This window comes from Pseudomonas sp. VD-NE ins (genome assembly GCF_031882575.1).
Lineage (GTDB): Bacteria > Pseudomonadota > Gammaproteobacteria > Pseudomonadales > Pseudomonadaceae > Aquipseudomonas > Aquipseudomonas fluorescens_BZ.
Genome location: NZ_CP134772.1, coordinates 2,467,474 through 2,484,239 on the forward strand (window position 1 = coordinate 2,467,474; position 16,766 = coordinate 2,484,239).

Consider the following 16,766-nt stretch of genomic DNA (forward strand, 5'->3'; position numbering starts at 1 on the left):
AGTCGTGGTCTGTCCCTGTTTTATTTCTTTCGGTTACCTAGAGTCGATTTGTTTTTAATGAGTGCTATCGCTGGTATGAACGCAATCATGATCATCCATATAGATTAGCACTTTGAAGTTGTCGTCGACTATCCAGAATGGGAATCCAGTCGTTTCGGAAAATAGCGTTTTAAGATCTGCAGAGGTTGCTAGTTTCCAAGCGTGAATCTTACTGTCTTGAACTATTAGTAAGGGGTTTTCAAAATTTTCGAGAATGTCTACTTTTTTCCAGAAGTCTGGATCGTGTTTTTTTTGGGGGCTCCTCAAGTAAAAAGGGTCGAGGCCCTTTGTTTCAGAAGAAAAAAATGATGCCGTTAGCGTCATGATCAATTTAGATAGTTCATTCTCGCGTAATTTCTCATGCGCTAAGTTCTGCTCTGATAATGCCGAATCGATTTCTTTTTCTAGGTAGTTCATTGAGGATCTCCAATTCTCGCGCGTGATACAGGCACAGATTCTAACAATATGTGTCCTCTAACAGCCCCACCTGTACCACGCTTACCTGGCGTTTGGTAACCGACATGAGGATCTGCCGGACCATCACCAGAAGGAACGAGGCGAGGATCATCTATGTTTACTTCTGCACCCTTATTTCTGCCCTCTAATACGCGCCATTCTGTTGGGTAAGATTTTCCATATTGGTCTTTGCCCCACTTGGTAACTGAAAATTCGTTTTTCGGCACGCCTGTTCGAGTAAATGCCTCGTCCAATCCTTTGTGCATTTGCTGGTATGACGTCCCAGGTGTATCCCTCCAGTCTAAATCAACCTCAGAATTGAATTTCCATGTTCCGCCTGGGACAGGCTGTGGACAATTTGTCGGGCCGCTAGCTAGACCTAGAGGGTCTACCCACCCCGTAGGGTTAGGCACGTACTGGTAGTTATTCAACCCACCCGCAAGCTTGATCGGATCCGGCGTCAAAAACCGTCCAGTTCCCGGATTGTAGTAGCGGTGCCGGTTGTAATGTAACCCTGTCTCCGCATCGAAATACTGACCCTGGAAGCGCAATGGGTTATCGATCTCGCTGACGTCCAGCGCGGCGAGATTACCGTAGGCTCGGTACTTCGCCGACCACATGATTTCACCGCTGTAGTCGGTGAGCTCCTGCGGTGTGCCGAGGTGGTCGAGTTGATAGTAAAACGGCGTAGCCTTGCGCGGGCCTTCGCCATCGAGCATCGCCAGTGGACGGAAGCTGCCCGGTTCGTAGATGTAGCTGCGATAGCGGTTTTCAGCGCTTTCTGCGATCAGGCGTTCACCTTGCCAGAGGAATTCGGTGGTGTGCCCGTCGACGGTTTTTTCGATACGGCGGCCAAAGGCGTCGTATTTGTAGCTCGCGATGCTTCCACCCGGCAGGCTGACACCGACGAGGCGGTGCTGACAGTCGTAGCGGTATTCGGTGACGAGTTTCTGGCCGGCGCCGCGACGCTCGCGAATCAGATTGCCGTAGGCGTCGTAGTCATAATGGCGATCACCCTGCATCAGCAGGCGGTTGCCTTTGACGTTGGCGAGGTTTGCTGTGCCTTCATTGCTTTGGCCCAGCAGGTTGCCCGTCGGGTCATGGGCGAAGCTTTCCGGAGTAGCACCGCGCACGCTGATCAGTCGGTCGAGCGGGTCGTAGTGATAGCTGCGGTTGCCTTTACGGCTGTCATCGATACCCGCGAGATTGCCATTGGCGTCGTAGTTATAACGACGCTGGAACAGGCTCTTGTCTCGCTGGCCAACAGTGTGGGCTTGCAGACGGCCTTGTTCGTCGTACTGGTATTGGCTGAGCAGCAAACCTTGCTGACGTTTTTGTTCGCGCCCAGCACTGAACTGGTGAGAGGTCAGGCGTGAGCCGTTGAGGTCGATGCTGCTGAGTTGCCCGCCGGGTTGGTGACGGTAATCGAGTTTGCTGCCGTCGGGGAGGCGGCAGTGTTTGAGCTGACCAACGCTATCGTACTCGTAGCGCAGGGTGCCCCAACCTTGGTGTTCTTCGATGAGGCGGTCTTGCAGGTCGTATTTATAGGCGAGCGGCCAATGACCGTCGTCGACGTTTACGAGGCGACCGAGGGCATCGTAGCTGTAGTGGATTTCTTCGCCATCGGCCAGGGTTTTCACCAGCAGCCGGCCAGCCGCATCGCGCTGGTACTCGGTGACCAGTTCGCTGCCATCGTCGCCGAACTCGGTTTTCTTCAGCAGTTGGCCGTTGAGGTCATACTCGTAAGCCGTACGACGACCGTCGAAACCGGTTTCCTGCTGGATCAGGCCGTTGGTGTAGTAATCGAGGTGGTATTGCTCGCCGCGCTCGTTTTCGATTTCAGTCAGCAGCAGACGTGAGTTGTCATAGCGATAGCGAAGTTGGCTGCCGTCGGGGTTGATGCGGCGACTGACCAGATGCAGATTTTCGGCATATTCGTACCGAGTGATGCGGCCGAGTTCATCGCGTTCAGCGGTGACATTACCGTAGGCGTTATAGGTAAACGCACGGGTTGCGCCGCCCGGCAGCGTGACCTGAGCGAGGCGATTAGCTGCGTCCCACTGGTATTGGGTAATGGCGCCGGACTCTTCTTGGCGGGTGATCTGCCGACCCAGCGCGTCGTAGCGATACTTGCGCTGGCCGCCATCGGGCAGGCGTTCTTCCAGCAACTGGCCGAGGTTGTTCCAGCCGAGTTGATGGCGACTGCCGTCCGGGTGGCGAATCTCCAGCAGGCGGCCCTGAGGATCGTAGCTGTAGAGCGTGGCATTGCCGTCCGGGTCGATTTGCTGGGTGATATCGCCCTGACGGTTGCGTTGGTACTTCCAACTGGCTTTTCCGCGATGGACATCACTGACGAAACCGTTGATGTATTCGTAGGTGGTGGCTTCGTCTTCCGGCGGGATGACGGCAGTCATCAAGCCGTTGTCGTTGTAGCGGTACTCGGTGACAGCGCCCAACGGGTCCTTTTGTGCGATCAACTGGCCTTTGTCGTTGTAGGCCTTGAGGTGCTCGGCGCCGTCCGGGTCGATCTTGCTGATCAATCGCGCTTGGTCGTCGTGGGTGTAAACCTCTTCGCTGCCGTCGGCGTTGGTGACAGTCACGCTGCCTTTGTCATCCCAGGCGTAGTGCGCTTCCATCTGCGAGAAGTTGGCCCAGTGATGTGTGCAACGAGACAGTTTGCCTTCGTTCTCCCACTCCCAGTAGAACGCAGCGCCGCCCGCCAGTTGCCGCTCGAGAATGACGTGCTGTTCGTTGTAGCGATAATGTTCGGCTTCACCGGCCGCGTTCTTCGCCTCGATCAAACGATGCTGGGTGTCATAGCTGTAGGTGACCAGCGTCTGCACCGTATTCCAGGCGTCTTCCAGATTGTCAGCAGGCAGAAACTGCTGATAGTCGACCGCGACGATGTGTTTTCGGTCGTAGCGCAGAAGCAAGGCGCGACCGGCGCCATTGTCGAGGCGTTTGATACGACCATGGATATCGCGTGTGACGTGCAGTCGATTGCCATAGCTGTCGCTGATGGCGATCAGGGTGGCGCCTTTGCTGTTAAAGCGGAAGTGGTAGAACGATGGACGCTTGCCGGCCTGGGCCAGAATCAGTTCCGATGGATCGTCACCGAGGAAAATTGCCGCGCGGGAAAGGCTGTTGGTGATGGCCGGGCGTTGTTCGGTTGGAAGCGGGAAGGGGGTTGAGCGGTTTTCGTGGTCGGTCCAGATGACTTCATCGCCATTGATTTCGATGCGATGAGCCAAGGCATGGCTCCAGCCATAACCCAAGCCGCAATCAATTTCCACTGCGCTGGTTCGATAGAGGCGTGTCCATTCAAACGGCAGCAGGCCATCGAGTTGACCATCGGTCAGCGTCAACAGTTCTTCACCGGTCACCATCGAAACCGGGCACTTGTCGACGCGCGTGCAGGACACAGGCTCCGCGCTTTTATTAGCGGGAGTCGTGGCTTGCTTCGAGGCATCGTCAGCTATTTTGCCTTCGGCAAGTTTCGCGTTTTTCTTCCCGTCAAAACGCAACTCAGAAACTCCGTTTCTCACCTTGGCCGTCACACCCCGCGCCGCAACAGCGGTGTATTTCGCGACGTATTCCATAAAGCCATTGATGATCTTGAACAGCGACTTAACGAAACCGACCACGGCGTTGATGACAAGCTCACCGTATTTCTTCAGTCGGGCAGCGAGGTAGATAACCCCGGTACCTTCAGCCGCAATGGTCAATACCACGCCAATAACGATGTCGATGGCGATACCGACGACCATTGCCGTGGTCATCTTCGCGATGTCGCCCGCCATCTTCATTGGCGGCAACCCTGCGAGCCAGATCACGGCGCTGCGTACCAGCAGGAACAATGCTGCTTCATCGCTGGCCAGTAACATGGCCTTTTTCATGACGTCCGGTGTGCTTTGGGCAATATCGATTAGCTTTTGTGCGCCAGCACCGAGATCATCTTTGAATTTCCCCGGGTCCTGCAGGATGTCGAGCACCTGATTGATGCCATCCCACACACCCTTGATGGCCTCCCAGCCACCTTCAAGAATGCCGGTGCCAATCGCCATCGCGGTGCCCGAGGTGGAAACGTTCGACCATTGCGGTTTGAATCCGGCCCACTCTTTGCGAAGAAAACCTTCTAGGTCTGCGGTCACGCCGCTGTAGGAGCTGAAGAGGGCATCGATTTGTGCCGGCGTCACTTCGTTATGAACGCGGATCTCGTAGAACTTGCCTGGAATACCGCCGGTCCAGGCGGCTTTGCCTTGAGCATCGAGTTTGACCTTGCTGACTGCACCACCCTCAACGGCCACGATCTCGACTTCGATTTCGCCGATAGGAATGTCGTAAACCGACTCGAATTTACTCTCGATCAGCAACGGTCCCTTGAGCGGGCACTGAGCCACGTTCGAAGTGAAATTACCGTCGGTCATGCTCACCGCTTTGCTGGTGTCGCCAACTTTGATCACTCGCTCCATACCCAGCAAGGAGGGCAAGTCAGCGGCTCGACTGGCCTTGTCGGCAGCCCGCGCATACCAGGTTTTGGTTTGTTCCTGATACAGCTTCAGACTGTCCTTGAAGGTGTTCAGTTGGTTGTCAACAAAGGCAACGCGATCCATCAGCCTTGCTCCAGAATCAGGTGGTTTAACAGTGCTTCTTTAAGGTTTTTCGGTGCGTCCGGACGGCGCACGAAACGGCTGATTTTCAGCTTCAGGTTGTTTTCGGGCCAGGCGGTATAAATGTCTGGTCGGTCTTCTTCCAGCCACTGCATCAAGTTGCTGATCAGCGTCGTCGGATTTTCCTTGGCCAAGCCGTCCAGTAACGGCTTCGGCACCTCCCACCACGGCCAATCTTTCACCTTCGGCACAACCCGCGTCCCAACCTCCAGCGACTGCCCGTTAATCAGATACCGCTCAAACATCGGCATCACTTCCCCAGCCTTCTCCCCCAGCCCATGCAGAATCGGGTAGATATGCCGTCCATCCCAAAACCGGAAAAACACCTCGGTCCCGTCCGGCATCTTCACCTGCGTCAGACTGCGCAGATGCTCGAAAACGTCGTTCGGCTCGGAACGCGACACCGCCAGCCAGCCCCAATCGAGGGCATCGGTTTCAGCGATCCACGGCAGGAACGCGGAATTGGCTTTGAGTTCGGTGACATACGGCATCACCGGTTGCCAAGTGGAGTAGGGCGTGCCGCCCCAGATCGGGATGAGCTGGGCGGTGGGTTCGGTGAGATACAGGTTTTTCAGCGCGTCGGAATCACTCGCCGCACTAATCACCAGATACAAACGCTCACCAGTCTGCAACGGCTGTTGCGCCAGCCAATCCTTGGGCGTAATTCGATCAGATGGCACAGGCACCTGCCTTGCATTTTTCGCATTCTTCGCAGAATGGCGCGTTACGTTTGAGGGTGTTGATCTGGGCCGGGGTGAGGACTTGGCCGGCCTTGTCGGCGTCGGCCTGTTTCAGGACTCCGGGCATCAGCGGGGCGGCGCCCGTGCCGCTGCCGGGACTTCCGCCGGAGTTCATATTGATCACCGGGCCGCTCATAGTCACGCCGCCGGCGTCGATCTTGATGAAGCTGCCGCCGCCGACCAGGGTCAGCTCGGCGCCGGCTTCCATTACCACTTTCATGCCGCTGCTGAGGTGGATTTCCTGGCCGGCGTCGATGAACTGGCCGGTGCCGATCTTGATGTGCTGATTGACGCCGACGGTCAGGTGGTCGTTGGCGCGGGTTTCGACTTTGCGGTCGGCGTAGACGGTGTGGTGTTCTTCGGCCTTGAATTCGCTGTAGCTGTTCTTTTCGACGGTGTCGTGGCGTTCGTTGCCAACGCGGATTTTCTGGTCGTGCTCGATGTTTTCGTCCCAGTCGCGCTGGGCGTGCAGGTAGATCTGTTCCTGACCTTTTTTGTCTTCGATGCGCAGTTCGTTGTAGCCGCCACCGCCCATCGAGCTGAGGGTCTTGAAGGTGCTGCGGGTCTTGTTCGCCGGCAGTGGATAGGGGACGGTGTTTTCCTTGTGGTACAGGCAGCCGCTGATCAGCGGTTGATCAGGGTCGCCTTCAAGGAAGGTGACCAGCACTTCCATGCCAATGCGCGGGATGGCGATGCCGCCGTATTGCGCGCCGGCCCAGGCGCTGGAAACGCGCAGCCAGCAGCTGGTTTTGTCGTCGGCCTGGCCTTCGCGGTCCCAGTGGAACTGGACTTTGACGCGGCCATATTCGTCGCAATGGATCTCTTCGCCTTTCGGGCCGGTGACCACGGCGCTCTGGCTGCCGAGGATGCGCGGTTTCGGGTGGCGCAGGGGCGGGCGGTTCGGCACGTCCCACGGCGTGGCCTGGAAGCGGTTGCGGTAGCCCTGGTGGAAATCGTCTTTGAGTGCAGTGGTGTCGCTGGTCACTGACTCTTCGAGGACTTGCGGCTGCTTACCTTCGTGGAGGACTTCGGTCAGTAACCAGAGGTCGTTCCATTTGGCTTTCGGGTGCGCGGTCAGGGCGAGGAAGTGGCCGCTGACCAGCAATGGCTGATCGCTTTTGCCTTCGGCGAGCTGGAAGTCGCTGCGATGGCGTTCGAGGGCGCGTTTGGCCAGGTGTTTGCCGCGCTCGCGGTCGATGAAGCGACCGGGGTAATCGTAGTCTTCAAGGTCGGGCAGGGCGTCGCCACGGTTTTCGCTTTCGAGGGTGAGGCGTGGTTTTTCGAAGTCGTAATCGCGGCGGGTGGTGCGGCTGGTGCGGGTTTCCAGGCGCAGGTCGAAGCGCTTGATCACCGGGTCGCTGGCGACCATGCCGGAGTCTTGCTGATAGGCCACAGGCTTGAGTTTCGGGAACACCGTCTGGTCATCGCCGAATACCAGTTTGTGCGCCGTCGCCGTGTGCTCGAAGTGGTAATGAATACCTTCTTCCTCGCACAGGCGCTGGATGAAATGCAGGTCCGATTCATCGTATTGCACGCAGTAGATGCGCTCGGGATAAATCGAACCGGTCTTGAATTCGTAGGCGTTGCTTTGGATGCCGTGCTCTTCGAGGACCTTGCCGATGATTTTCGGCACGGTGAGGTTCTGGAAGATGCGCTGATTGACGCGATGCGCGAGGTAGGACAATTGCGGACGCAGGGTTACCGAATAACGGGTCAGGCGTTTGCCGGAATCGCCTTGCGCGGCGCGGTAGATCTGGCCGTGGATGCCGCTGCCGTCGGGCGACAGTTGCAGGAAGGCCGGTTTGTGCAGCAGGGTTTCGAGGTCCAGCGACGGCTGCTCACTGACCAGCTCCACCTCAAAGACAAAAGGCTGGCTGATGGCTTCGCGACCTTGCAGGGTGAATACCTGAAAGTCAGCAGAAAGACCTTCGATGGTCAGGGCAAAGTGAGTTTCATTGGCCGGCGCGAACATCCCTTGTTCCTCGTGCTGTACAGCGGCGTACGTCGACGACCGCAAAGCGGCTCAACTTACGCGAAATTCTGGAGGGCGAAAACAACATCGACCAGCAGAGCTGGCCGATGCTTGTAACGATCAGCCGTAATTAAACGACTGGAGCACGCCAGTCATCGGAACCCGAAGTACCGGATACTTCGTGGGTCCAGGTGATTTTACGGTAGGTGAACTGCACTTCTTCCAGGTGGGTGAAGTGCGAGTTGCCTGGATCCTGGCAGTTGTGCATTTTGTTGTTGATGGCGACGATGATCGCGTCTTCCAGTTTGGTGGTGTAGTAGTGCTCTTGGGTGCCTTGAGCAGAAGTACGGAACCACTGGATAACGATTTCGCTCATGCGCTCGCCGGAGGTCAGAGCGGCTTGCAGCAGAGGCGAAGCCTTGTCGTAGACCTTGGTGATCACAACTGGCTTGTGAACGCGCTGACCGGTTGGCTGACCGGATTGTGGGTCACGCGGGATGATCACGTCGTGGCTGAAAGCCTGAACCATAACCTGGTCTTCGTGGCCTTCCTGGTAGGTGTTGCCTACGGAGTCAGCGGTGAAAGCGCCTGCAGTGATCAGGCCTTGTTTTTCGCCGGTAACCGACATGTACGCTGGTGTTGCCATGGGGTGCTCTCCTTGCGGAATAATTTAAGGTGCCCGGGAGGCGAAATCGCCCGGTGGGTGCCTGACTGTTATCAAGGAGCGTGCCAACAATTGTGGCGGCCATACGGGCCGGGGTGTTTGCCCGGTTTTTCCGGTGGACGTGAGAAATAGAGCGGCCATCCAAGGCAAAAGTGCGCAAGAAGTTGCGCAGTACTGCGCAACTTCTTGCGCACTTGGCTGCAGGCCTTGTACGACGTGGCTCTCAGCGGTTTTCGCGATCTGTTTTGCAAAACAAGTGCGCAACTTCTTGCGCACAATGGCCACACGCCATCATTTGGTCGAGGCGGCTACTTAAAACTTTTAGATCAAAAGATCGCAGCCTTCGGCAGCTCCTGCATTTGGAATGTATTTCCCCTGTAGGAGCTGCCGAAGGCTGCGATCTTTTGATTTTTCAATGCGCAAATTGGGACAGACAATCATCAATCGAACGCTGCTGCGTCGCCGCATACAACCGCAACTCATCAATGGTCGTGCGCCCCAGCGCCTGCTCGAACGCCTGTCGATTGGAATGCTCGCCATAGTGCGCCTGCGCCGCGTCCCCAAGGTTTGACTGAAAAATCCCCGCCGCACTCACCGGCAGGAAATCTTCGTACACCAACGGTTCCGCTTTCACATGACCATCGCGCAACAAGTCCTCCAGAGACGACTGCCCAAGCCCTCCAGCAGCCAGCCCTTTTTCCGTAACGAAATAGCGAAAGTACGCCAGCTCTTGTTCACGCATACCCTCGACACTGTCAGGAAATTCGCCAAAGTGCTCAGCCATCAGCGCGTTGTAGCGTGCGGCATTGCCTTCGTTAGGGAAGTCGCCGAGTTCATCGCGCGCGGCATTCAGCAAGCGGTCGTACAGCGCTCGACCCTTGGGTGTGAGTGCCGCGCCGCGTTGTTCGATTTCGCCGAATCGCGCGCTGTGACTGCCATGGGTCTCGCTTTGATCGGTGAAGGCGATCGGCTCGTCCAGCGCCTTGAAACTGGTCTGGCGCAACAGGATCGGGCACTTCCGGCGCGGCGGGCCTTCGATGACGGCTTTCGGTGTGATGCCATGGGCCGGCATCTGTTCCTGCACGCTGTCGATGTCCAGCGTGCGCGGCGTCAGGTGATTGATGTGTGGGCCTTTGAACGCCACTACGTCGGCGATCAAGCGATGCTGCGCGCTCAACGTCTGATATTGCGCAGCGGTGACCGTAGCGCTGTGATGCCAGCGAAAAGTTTCCAGTGCCTGTAAGACGAATGCCTCGGCCTCGCTTTCATTCAATCCGCCTGCGGTTTCAGCTTGCGCGATCAGGCGCATCGCCTCCGGGGTAAAGATCGAACGCTTGGCCAGCACTGATTCGGCAAAGGCGCGCAGCTGCGGATCTTCAATCAATTCCAGGCGCAACAACGAGGTGAACACGCGGAACGGACTGATCTGCAGCGCCTCCTCATGCACCGCGCGAAACGCCGTGGAGTGCACCGGCACGCCCGCCGGAGTCAAGTCGTAATAACCCACCGGCTGCATACCCATCACCGCAAACAGGCGGGCGAGGGTGGCCAGTTCGGTGGCGGTGCCGACGCGAATGGCGCCATGGCGCTCCATGTCCAGCCGTTGGATTTCACCGGTGCTGTCGAGCTGCCGGGCGATGTCCGGCTGACGTGCAAGCACTTCGCGGTTGGTCTGTTCCACCAACTCCATCAGCGCGCCGTACAGCGGCACTTCTTCGCGGTACATGTCGGACATCGCTTTGGAGAAGCGTTGGCGGATCAGGTCGGGGCTGACGAACGGCTGCACGGTCATGAAAAAAATTCCTGCCACGGTCACGGAATGAATGAGGGAAAAGATCGCAGCCTTCTCGCACGCGGGCAAACGAAGAATCCTACGAACTTCATTCTGCCAACGACTGATCGACCAGTTCGATCCAGTGCATCACCCGCGTGCGTCCGGCACTGGCCAGATGGCTCTGACAGCCGACGTTGGAAGTGACGATCAGCTCAGGGCGGCCACTCTCCAGCGCGTTGAGACGGTTGTCGCGCAGTTGCCGGGCGAGCACCGGTTGCGTCAGCGAATAGGTGCCCGCCGAGCCGCAGCACAAATGGCCGTCGGGCACGGCGGTGAGATTGAAGCCGAGGCGCGTCAGCACGGCTTCCACCGCGCCGCCCAGTTTCAATGCGTGCTGCAACGTGCATGGGCAATGCACGGCAATCCGCCGTTCAGTGGCGGCGCAGATCTGTTCGAGCGGTTCCTGTGCGAGTACCTGCACCAGATCCAGCGTGCGCTCGCTGATTTCCCGGGCCTTGGCTGCATACAGCGGATCGTCTTCCAGCAAATGCCCGTAATCCTTGATGAATGCGCCGCAACCGCTGGCGGTCTGCACAATCGCTTCGGCACCGTTCTGCAGGTGCGGCCACCAGGCATCAATGTTGTGCCGGGCGCGGTCGAGGCCTTTGGCTTGCGCGTCGAGGTGATAGTCCAGCGCGCCGCAACACCCGGCCTCGGCCACCGGGGTGACACTGATGCCCAAGCGATCCAGCACCCGCGCCGTAGCGTCATTGGTGTTTGGCGACAACCCCGGTTGCACGCAGCCTTCCAACAACAACACGCGACGGGCGTGGCGAGGGGCAGGGCGCGAGCCGTTAACCGGCAAGTGCTGCGGCAGTTTGCTTTCAAGCAAGCGCGGCAACAGCGGCCGAAACGTCGTGCCCACGCGTAGCAAGCCTTTGAACAACCCTGGATTCGGCGCCAATGCGCGCAAACCCTCGCGCAACAGGCGTTGCGCCGCCGGCCGCGGCACCGCGTGATCGACCACCGCGCGGCCAATGTCGAGCAGGTTGTGATAGTCGACACCGGACGGGCAGGTGGTTTCGCAGTTACGGCACGACAGGCAGCGGTCCAAGTGCAGTTGCGTCTGCGCCGTCGCGGGTGCGCCTTCGAGCACTTGTTTGATCAGGTAGATGCGCCCGCGCGGGCCATCCAGTTCATCGCCAAGCAACTGATAGGTAGGGCAGGTCGCGTTGCAAAAGCCGCAATGCACGCAGGTGCGCAGAATCTTCTCCGCCTCGGCGGCGCGGGGCAGTTGTCGCGATTGTTCGCTGAGGGTGGTTTGCATGGCTAGAACTCCGCGTACATCCGACCGGGATTGAACAGCCCTTGCGGGTCGAGTTGCGCCTTGAGTTGTCGGTGATAGCGCAGCAGTGTCCAGGCCAGCGGCTGGAATGGCGAAGAGCAGGCGCCGTGGGTAAAGCAGGTGGCATGGCCGCCGAGTTCCTGAGCGAGGATATGAATGTGCGCCGCGTCGGATTTCAGCCAGCGTTGTGCCCCGGCCCAGTCGATCAGTTGCTCGCCGGGCAGATCCAGTGGCCCGAGATTGTTCGGCAAAGACAAGCGCCACAGCGGCAGGCCTTCGTCGAAAAACCCTAGACGCTGCTCATTCAGATCCCGCCAGAACCCCGAATCCAGCGGCTCGCCCCCGAGGCGTTGATGCGCCGCCGTCACCGAACCTTCGCCGCCCTCGAGCCGCAGATACAGGCTCTGACCATCGTGACACGCGGCACTGATCGGCAGCGGCTGCTGGCCCCACTCGGCAAGCTTGGCCAGCGCCCGCGCGCATTCCATATCGAGGCGAATGCTCAGGCACTGACGCGGTTTCGGCAGGACTTTCAGCGAGACCTCGGTGAGCACGCCGAGGCAGCCGTAACTGCCGGCCATCAGCCGCGACAGGTCATAGCCGGCGACATTTTTCATCACTTCGCCGCCGAAACGCAGGTGCTGCCCAAGGCCAGTGATCACCCGCGTGCCGAGGACGAAGTCGCGCACCGAGCCAGACCACGGCCGTCGTGGCCCGGACAAACCCGTGGCGATCATGCCGCCAACCGTTGCGCCTTCGCCGAACGCTGGCGGCTCGCAGGGCAGCATTTGTCCGGCAGCATCCAGCGCCGCCAGCAGCTCGGACAGAGGCGTGCCGGCGCGCGCCGTGATCACCAGTTCGGTCGGCTCGTAACGGACGATGCCGCAGTGGGCGCGGGTGTCGAGCACTTCGCCGGCGACCTCGCGGCCGAGGAACGCTTTGCTGTTGCCACCCTGAATTTTCAGCGGCGTGGCGTTGGCCCGGGCCTCGTTGACCTGATCGAGCAGGGCGCTGGCGGCGTCGACATCGGCCATCAGAAGCGCTCCAGTTCGGGGAAGGGCAATTGCCCTGCGTGAATGTGCATCGCGCCGAATTCGGCGCAGCGGTGCAGGGTCGGAATGTTCTTGCCGGGATTGAGCAGGCCTTGTGGGTCGAACGCGGCTTTAACTGCGTGGAACAGGCTCAGTTCATCGCTGTTGAATTGCGCGCACATCTGGTTGATTTTCTCGCGGCCGACGCCGTGTTCGCCGGTGATGCTGCCGCCGACCTGCACGCACAGTTCGAGGATCTTGCCGCCCAAGGCTTCGGCGCGGTGCAGTTCGCCCGGTTGATTAGCGTCGAACAGAATCAGCGGGTGCATATTGCCGTCGCCGGCATGGAACACGTTGGCCACGCGCAAACCGTATTCTTCGCCGAGGCGGGCGATGCCTTGCAGGACGCCGGGTAATTCGCGGCGCGGGATGGTGCCGTCCATGCAGTAGTAATCGGGCGACAAACGTCCGATGGCCGGGAAAGCATTTTTGCGCCCAGCCCAGAACCGCACGCGTTCGGCTTCGTCGCGGGCCTGACGCACTTCGGTGGCGCCGGCCTCGGTCATGACCTCGCGCACCCGCTGGCAATCGTCGTGAACATCGGCTTCGACGCCATCGAGTTCGCACAGCAGAATCGCCTCGGCATCGACCGGGTAACCGGCGTGGATGAAATCTTCAGCGGCGCGAATGGCGAGGTTGTCCATCATCTCCAGGCCGCCGGGAATGATCCCCGCCGCGATGATCTCAGCGACGGCGCGGCCAGCCTTTTCCACTGAATCGAAACTGGCCAGCAGGACTTTCGCGACTTGGGGTTTGGGCAGCAGTTTGACCGTGACTTCGGTGATGATCCCCAGCAAGCCTTCGGAGCCGGTGAACAACGCGAGCAAATCGAAACCCGCTGAATCGAGGGCGTCCGAACCGAGGGTCAGGCGTTCGCCTTCGATGGTCAGCACTTCGATTTTCAGCAGGTTGTGCACGGTTAATCCGTACTTGAGGCAATGCACGCCGCCGGCGTTTTCGGCGACGTTGCCGCCAATCGAACAGGCGATCTGCGAGGATGGATCCGGCGCGTAATACAGGCTGAAAGGCGCCGCTGCCTGAGAGATCGCCAGATTGCGCACCCCCGGTTGAACCCGCGCGGTGCGCGCGGCCGGGTCGATGTGCAGAATATTATTGAAGCGCGCCATCACCAGCAGCAGGCCCTGTTCCAGCGGCAAGGCGCCGCCGGACAAGCCGGTGCCGGCACCGCGGGCAACCACCGGGACGTTTTTCTCATGGCAGAGTTTGAGCAGGGTTTGCACTTGCTCGAGTCGACGGGGCAGGGCGACCAGCATCGGCGTGGTGCGGTAAGCGGAGAGGCCGTCGCATTCGTAGGGTTTGAGTTCGTCCTCGCGCCATAAAATATCCAGATCCGGTACTGCTTGCTGCAATGCCTTGAGGAATTCGGCCTTGTTCACCTGCGGCAACGGACCGTCGAGGCGTTCGTCATAAAGAATGTTCATCTCAAGCCCTTACCCTTGATCGTTCCCACGCTCTGCGTGGGAATGCAGCCCGTGACGCTCTGCGTCACTGGACGCGGAGCGTCCCTTGAGGCATTCCCACGCAGAGCGTGGGAACGATCAGGGGCGGGGTGCATTGTCATCTTTGGCTCCCCAAAAACTCGCGATACAGCCGCGCAGTATTCCCCGGCTGTTCAACCATCGGCATATGCCCGACATGATCCCAGACATCCACGCGCAGATTGGCGATGCCCTTGCTCCACACCGGCACGCTGCTGACGTCGATCAGCCGATCCTTGCGCCCCCAGAGCAATAGCGCCGGGCACTTGATGTCGGCGAGTTTCGGCTCCATCGGCGGGCTGGCGCGAAAATCGCGGAAGATCTCCTCCAGTTCATCGCGTTGTTGTTCGTAGCGCTGGGCGATGGCGTCCAGCACCAGGTTCGGCACCCACGGCGGCGATTCCATGGTCATCGCGTAAAACTGGCGAAACTCTTCCCGCGAGTTGATCAGAAACGGGTTATGCCCGCGCGCCAGATGCCGCTCCATGTCGCTGGCCTCGGGCGCGGTGACGCCCGCCGGGTCGATCAATGCCACCGAAGCGATGCGGTCCGGATAAGTCGCCGCCAGCCACGCGGCAATGTAGCCGCCCATCGAGTTGCCGATTACGTGGACTTTCTCCACGCCGCAAACGTCGAGCAACTGGATCATGCGTTTGGCTTGCAGCGGAATGTCGTAGCCGCCGCCAGCCTTGAAGCCGGTTTCACCATGGCCGGCGAGGTCCGGGATGATCACCCGGTACTGGCGCACGAAGTGCCGGGAAAAGCGTAGCCACAGGTTCTTCTCGGCGCTGAAGCCATGCAGCATCAGAATCGCGCTGGCCGCTTCATACGGCCCGCCTTGCCAGGTCGAGACGGTCATCTCGGCGATCGGCACTTCGATCTTGTGCAATTTGTACAACTTGGCCTCGATGGCCATGTTCAGGTCGTACAGCCAATGACCGACCGCCGGATAACTCAACCAGCTCCAGGCCACGAAAACCGCGAGGGCGACAAACAGCAAAAGCATCGACGTCTTCCTTTTACGTGTTCAGGACAGAATGTGGTCGGCCGGTTTCAGCGCCCGGGTCAAGCGGTGATAGCTGAAACTGAAGCCGGGAAACATCGCGATCACATGACCGCTCTTGCTTTGATACCAACTGTGGCAGCCGCCGGACTTCCAGACCGTGCGCTGCATTTCCCGATGAATCATCTCAGTGTAGGTACGTTCCGCTTCACGGCGCACTTCGATGCTGCGCAGACCCTTCGCTTGCACGGTGCGAATGCAGTCGAGGATGTAGTTCATCTGCGACTCGATGATGAACAGCGCCGAGGTATGACCGATGCCGGTGTTCGGGCCGGTGACGATAAACAGGTTGGGAAAGTCCGGCAGGCTGGTGCCCAGATACGCGCGCGGGTATTGCGCCCAGACCTCTCTGAGTTGCACGGCGTTTTTTCCGCTGACCGGGTAGGAAATCACCCCGTCGGTGGCGTCGTAACCGGTCGACCAGACGATCAGATCAACATCGATGTGCTGACCGTCCTCAGTGTTGATCCCGGTTTCGTCCATGGAAGCGATGCCTTGCTCGCGGGTATGCAAGGTGACATTGGGACGACTCAGCGCCGGGTAATAAGTGCTGGACACCAGTACCCGTTTGCAGCCGATGGTGAAGTCCGGGGTGAGTTTTTCTCGTAGCGCCGGGTCCGGCACCTGGCGTTTGAGAAAACGCAGGGCGTGCTGCTGGACCATGTGAATCGCTGCTTTCGAATATTTGAACGCGATGACCCGGGTTTCGAATTGCCAGTAAATCAGCCAGCGCAACAGTTTGTAGGCGGGTTTCAGGCCAAGCAACCAGCGCTGTAACGGCCCGAACTGGCGGTCGGCGCGGGGCAGCACCCAATGCGGCGTGCGCTGAAACACGTGCAATTGCTCGACCTGCGACGCAATCGCCGGAATCACCTGCACCGCACTGGCGCCGCTGCCGACGATTGCCACGCGTTTACCGTGGTGGTCGTAGCTGTGATCCCAGTTGTTCGTATGAAAAGTCTTGCCTTGAAAGCGATCCTGGCCAGGAAAGTGTGGGGTGACCGGTTGGCTCAATGGCCCGGTGGCATTGATCAGGAACTGCGCATAAAGGGTGCCTTTGCTGGCGGTGTGCACGGCCCAGCGTTTTTCCGTGTCGTCCCATTCGACGCGCTCGACATTGGCCTCCAACTCCACGCGCTCACGCAAACCGAACTGCTCGATGACATGCTCGGTGTAGCGCTGCAATTCGGCTTGCCCGGCGAACATCTGCGACCAGCGGTACGGCGCGAACGATAGCGAATACAGCGGCGACGGCACGTCCACCGCCGCGCCGGGGTAGGTGTTCTGGCACCAGGTGCCGCCAAAGAAGTTCCGTCGTTCCAGCAGGCGAAAATCGTCGATCCCGGCCTTGAGCAGGTTGACCGCAGCACATTGACCGCCAAAACCGCTGCCAATGATCAACACGTGATAGGTGTGCATGGGCCTCCTTCTTATAGTTGTTTTTCCATTTTGC

Annotated in this window: 11 protein-coding genes; all 11 read right to left on the reverse strand. The window is 59.0% G+C overall.

What is annotated here, in order from left to right:
* Positions 1-54: 54 nt before the first annotated feature.
* The gene (locus RMV17_RS10825; RefSeq protein WP_311886488.1) at positions 55-456 is read right to left on the reverse strand and encodes a hypothetical protein; all 402 of its coding nucleotides are present in this window, start codon (positions 454-456) and stop codon (positions 55-57) included.
* Entirely contained in the window at positions 453-5,108 is a 4,656-nt protein-coding gene (locus tag RMV17_RS10830; protein WP_311886489.1) for a polymorphic toxin type 47 domain-containing protein, read from the reverse strand. Before RMV17_RS10830 ends, RMV17_RS10825 begins: the two co-directional genes overlap by 4 nt.
* Entirely contained in the window at positions 5,108-5,845 is a 738-nt protein-coding gene (locus tag RMV17_RS10835) for a DUF4123 domain-containing protein (RefSeq protein ID WP_311886490.1), read from the reverse strand. Before RMV17_RS10835 ends, RMV17_RS10830 begins: the two co-directional genes overlap by 1 nt.
* Positions 5,835-7,877 (reverse strand): type VI secretion system tip protein TssI/VgrG, encoded by a 2,043-nt coding sequence (gene tssI, locus RMV17_RS10840; RefSeq protein WP_311886491.1) that lies wholly within the window; start codon positions 7,875-7,877, stop codon positions 5,835-5,837. The genes RMV17_RS10835 and tssI overlap by 11 nt, the downstream gene beginning before the upstream one ends.
* 130 nt (positions 7,878-8,007) lie before the next feature.
* Positions 8,008-8,523, reverse strand: coding sequence for an Hcp family type VI secretion system effector (locus RMV17_RS10845; protein WP_007919523.1), 516 nt, complete (start codon positions 8,521-8,523; stop codon positions 8,008-8,010).
* Between the two features lie 430 nt (positions 8,524-8,953).
* Entirely contained in the window at positions 8,954-10,333 is a 1,380-nt protein-coding gene (locus RMV17_RS10850) for a VOC family protein (RefSeq protein ID WP_311886492.1), read from the reverse strand.
* Between the two features lie 88 nt (positions 10,334-10,421).
* The gene (gene glcF, locus RMV17_RS10855) at positions 10,422-11,642 is read right to left on the reverse strand and encodes a glycolate oxidase subunit GlcF (RefSeq protein ID WP_311886493.1); all 1,221 of its coding nucleotides are present in this window, start codon (positions 11,640-11,642) and stop codon (positions 10,422-10,424) included.
* A 2-nt stretch (positions 11,643-11,644) separates the two neighbouring features.
* The gene (glcE, locus tag RMV17_RS10860; protein WP_311886494.1) at positions 11,645-12,694 is read right to left on the reverse strand and encodes a glycolate oxidase subunit GlcE; all 1,050 of its coding nucleotides are present in this window, start codon (positions 12,692-12,694) and stop codon (positions 11,645-11,647) included.
* Positions 12,694-14,193, reverse strand: a complete 1,500-nt coding sequence (gene glcD, locus RMV17_RS10865) for a glycolate oxidase subunit GlcD (protein WP_311886495.1) — start codon at positions 14,191-14,193, stop codon at positions 12,694-12,696. Before glcD ends, glcE begins: the two co-directional genes overlap by 1 nt.
* 136 nt (positions 14,194-14,329) lie before the next feature.
* Positions 14,330-15,256: an alpha/beta fold hydrolase gene (locus RMV17_RS10870; RefSeq protein ID WP_034152538.1), complete on the reverse strand. Its 927-nt coding sequence runs from the start codon at positions 15,254-15,256 to the stop codon at positions 14,330-14,332.
* 21 nt (positions 15,257-15,277) lie between these two features.
* A complete protein-coding gene (locus tag RMV17_RS10875; protein WP_311886496.1) occupies positions 15,278-16,732 on the reverse strand; it encodes an NAD(P)/FAD-dependent oxidoreductase in 1,455 nt (484 codons plus the stop codon).
* Positions 16,733-16,766 lie beyond the last annotated feature (34 nt).

What these genes read in the sequence shown, in the direction of transcription:
- glcE (WP_311886494.1), bottom strand. Translation starts at nt 12,694, where the DNA reads ATGGCCGATGTCGACGCCGCCAGCGCCCTGCTCGATCAGGTCAACGAG.
- RMV17_RS10825 (WP_311886488.1), bottom strand. Translation starts at nt 456, where the DNA reads ATGAACTACCTAGAAAAAGAAATCGATTCGGCATTATCAGAGCAGAAC.
- RMV17_RS10830 (WP_311886489.1), bottom strand. Translation starts at nt 5,108, where the DNA reads ATGGATCGCGTTGCCTTTGTTGACAACCAACTGAACACCTTCAAGGAC.
- RMV17_RS10875 (WP_311886496.1), bottom strand. Translation starts at nt 16,732, where the DNA reads ATGCACACCTATCACGTGTTGATCATTGGCAGCGGTTTTGGCGGTCAA.
- tssI (WP_311886491.1), bottom strand. Translation starts at nt 7,877, where the DNA reads ATGTTCGCGCCGGCCAATGAAACTCACTTTGCCCTGACCATCGAAGGT.
- glcF (WP_311886493.1), bottom strand. Translation starts at nt 11,642, where the DNA reads ATGCAAACCACCCTCAGCGAACAATCGCGACAACTGCCCCGCGCCGCC.
- RMV17_RS10870 (WP_034152538.1), bottom strand. Translation starts at nt 15,256, where the DNA reads ATGCTTTTGCTGTTTGTCGCCCTCGCGGTTTTCGTGGCCTGGAGCTGG.
- RMV17_RS10845 (WP_007919523.1), bottom strand. Translation starts at nt 8,523, where the DNA reads ATGGCAACACCAGCGTACATGTCGGTTACCGGCGAAAAACAAGGCCTG.
- glcD (WP_311886495.1), bottom strand. Translation starts at nt 14,193, where the DNA reads ATGAACATTCTTTATGACGAACGCCTCGACGGTCCGTTGCCGCAGGTG.
- RMV17_RS10850 (WP_311886492.1), bottom strand. Translation starts at nt 10,333, where the DNA reads ATGACCGTGCAGCCGTTCGTCAGCCCCGACCTGATCCGCCAACGCTTC.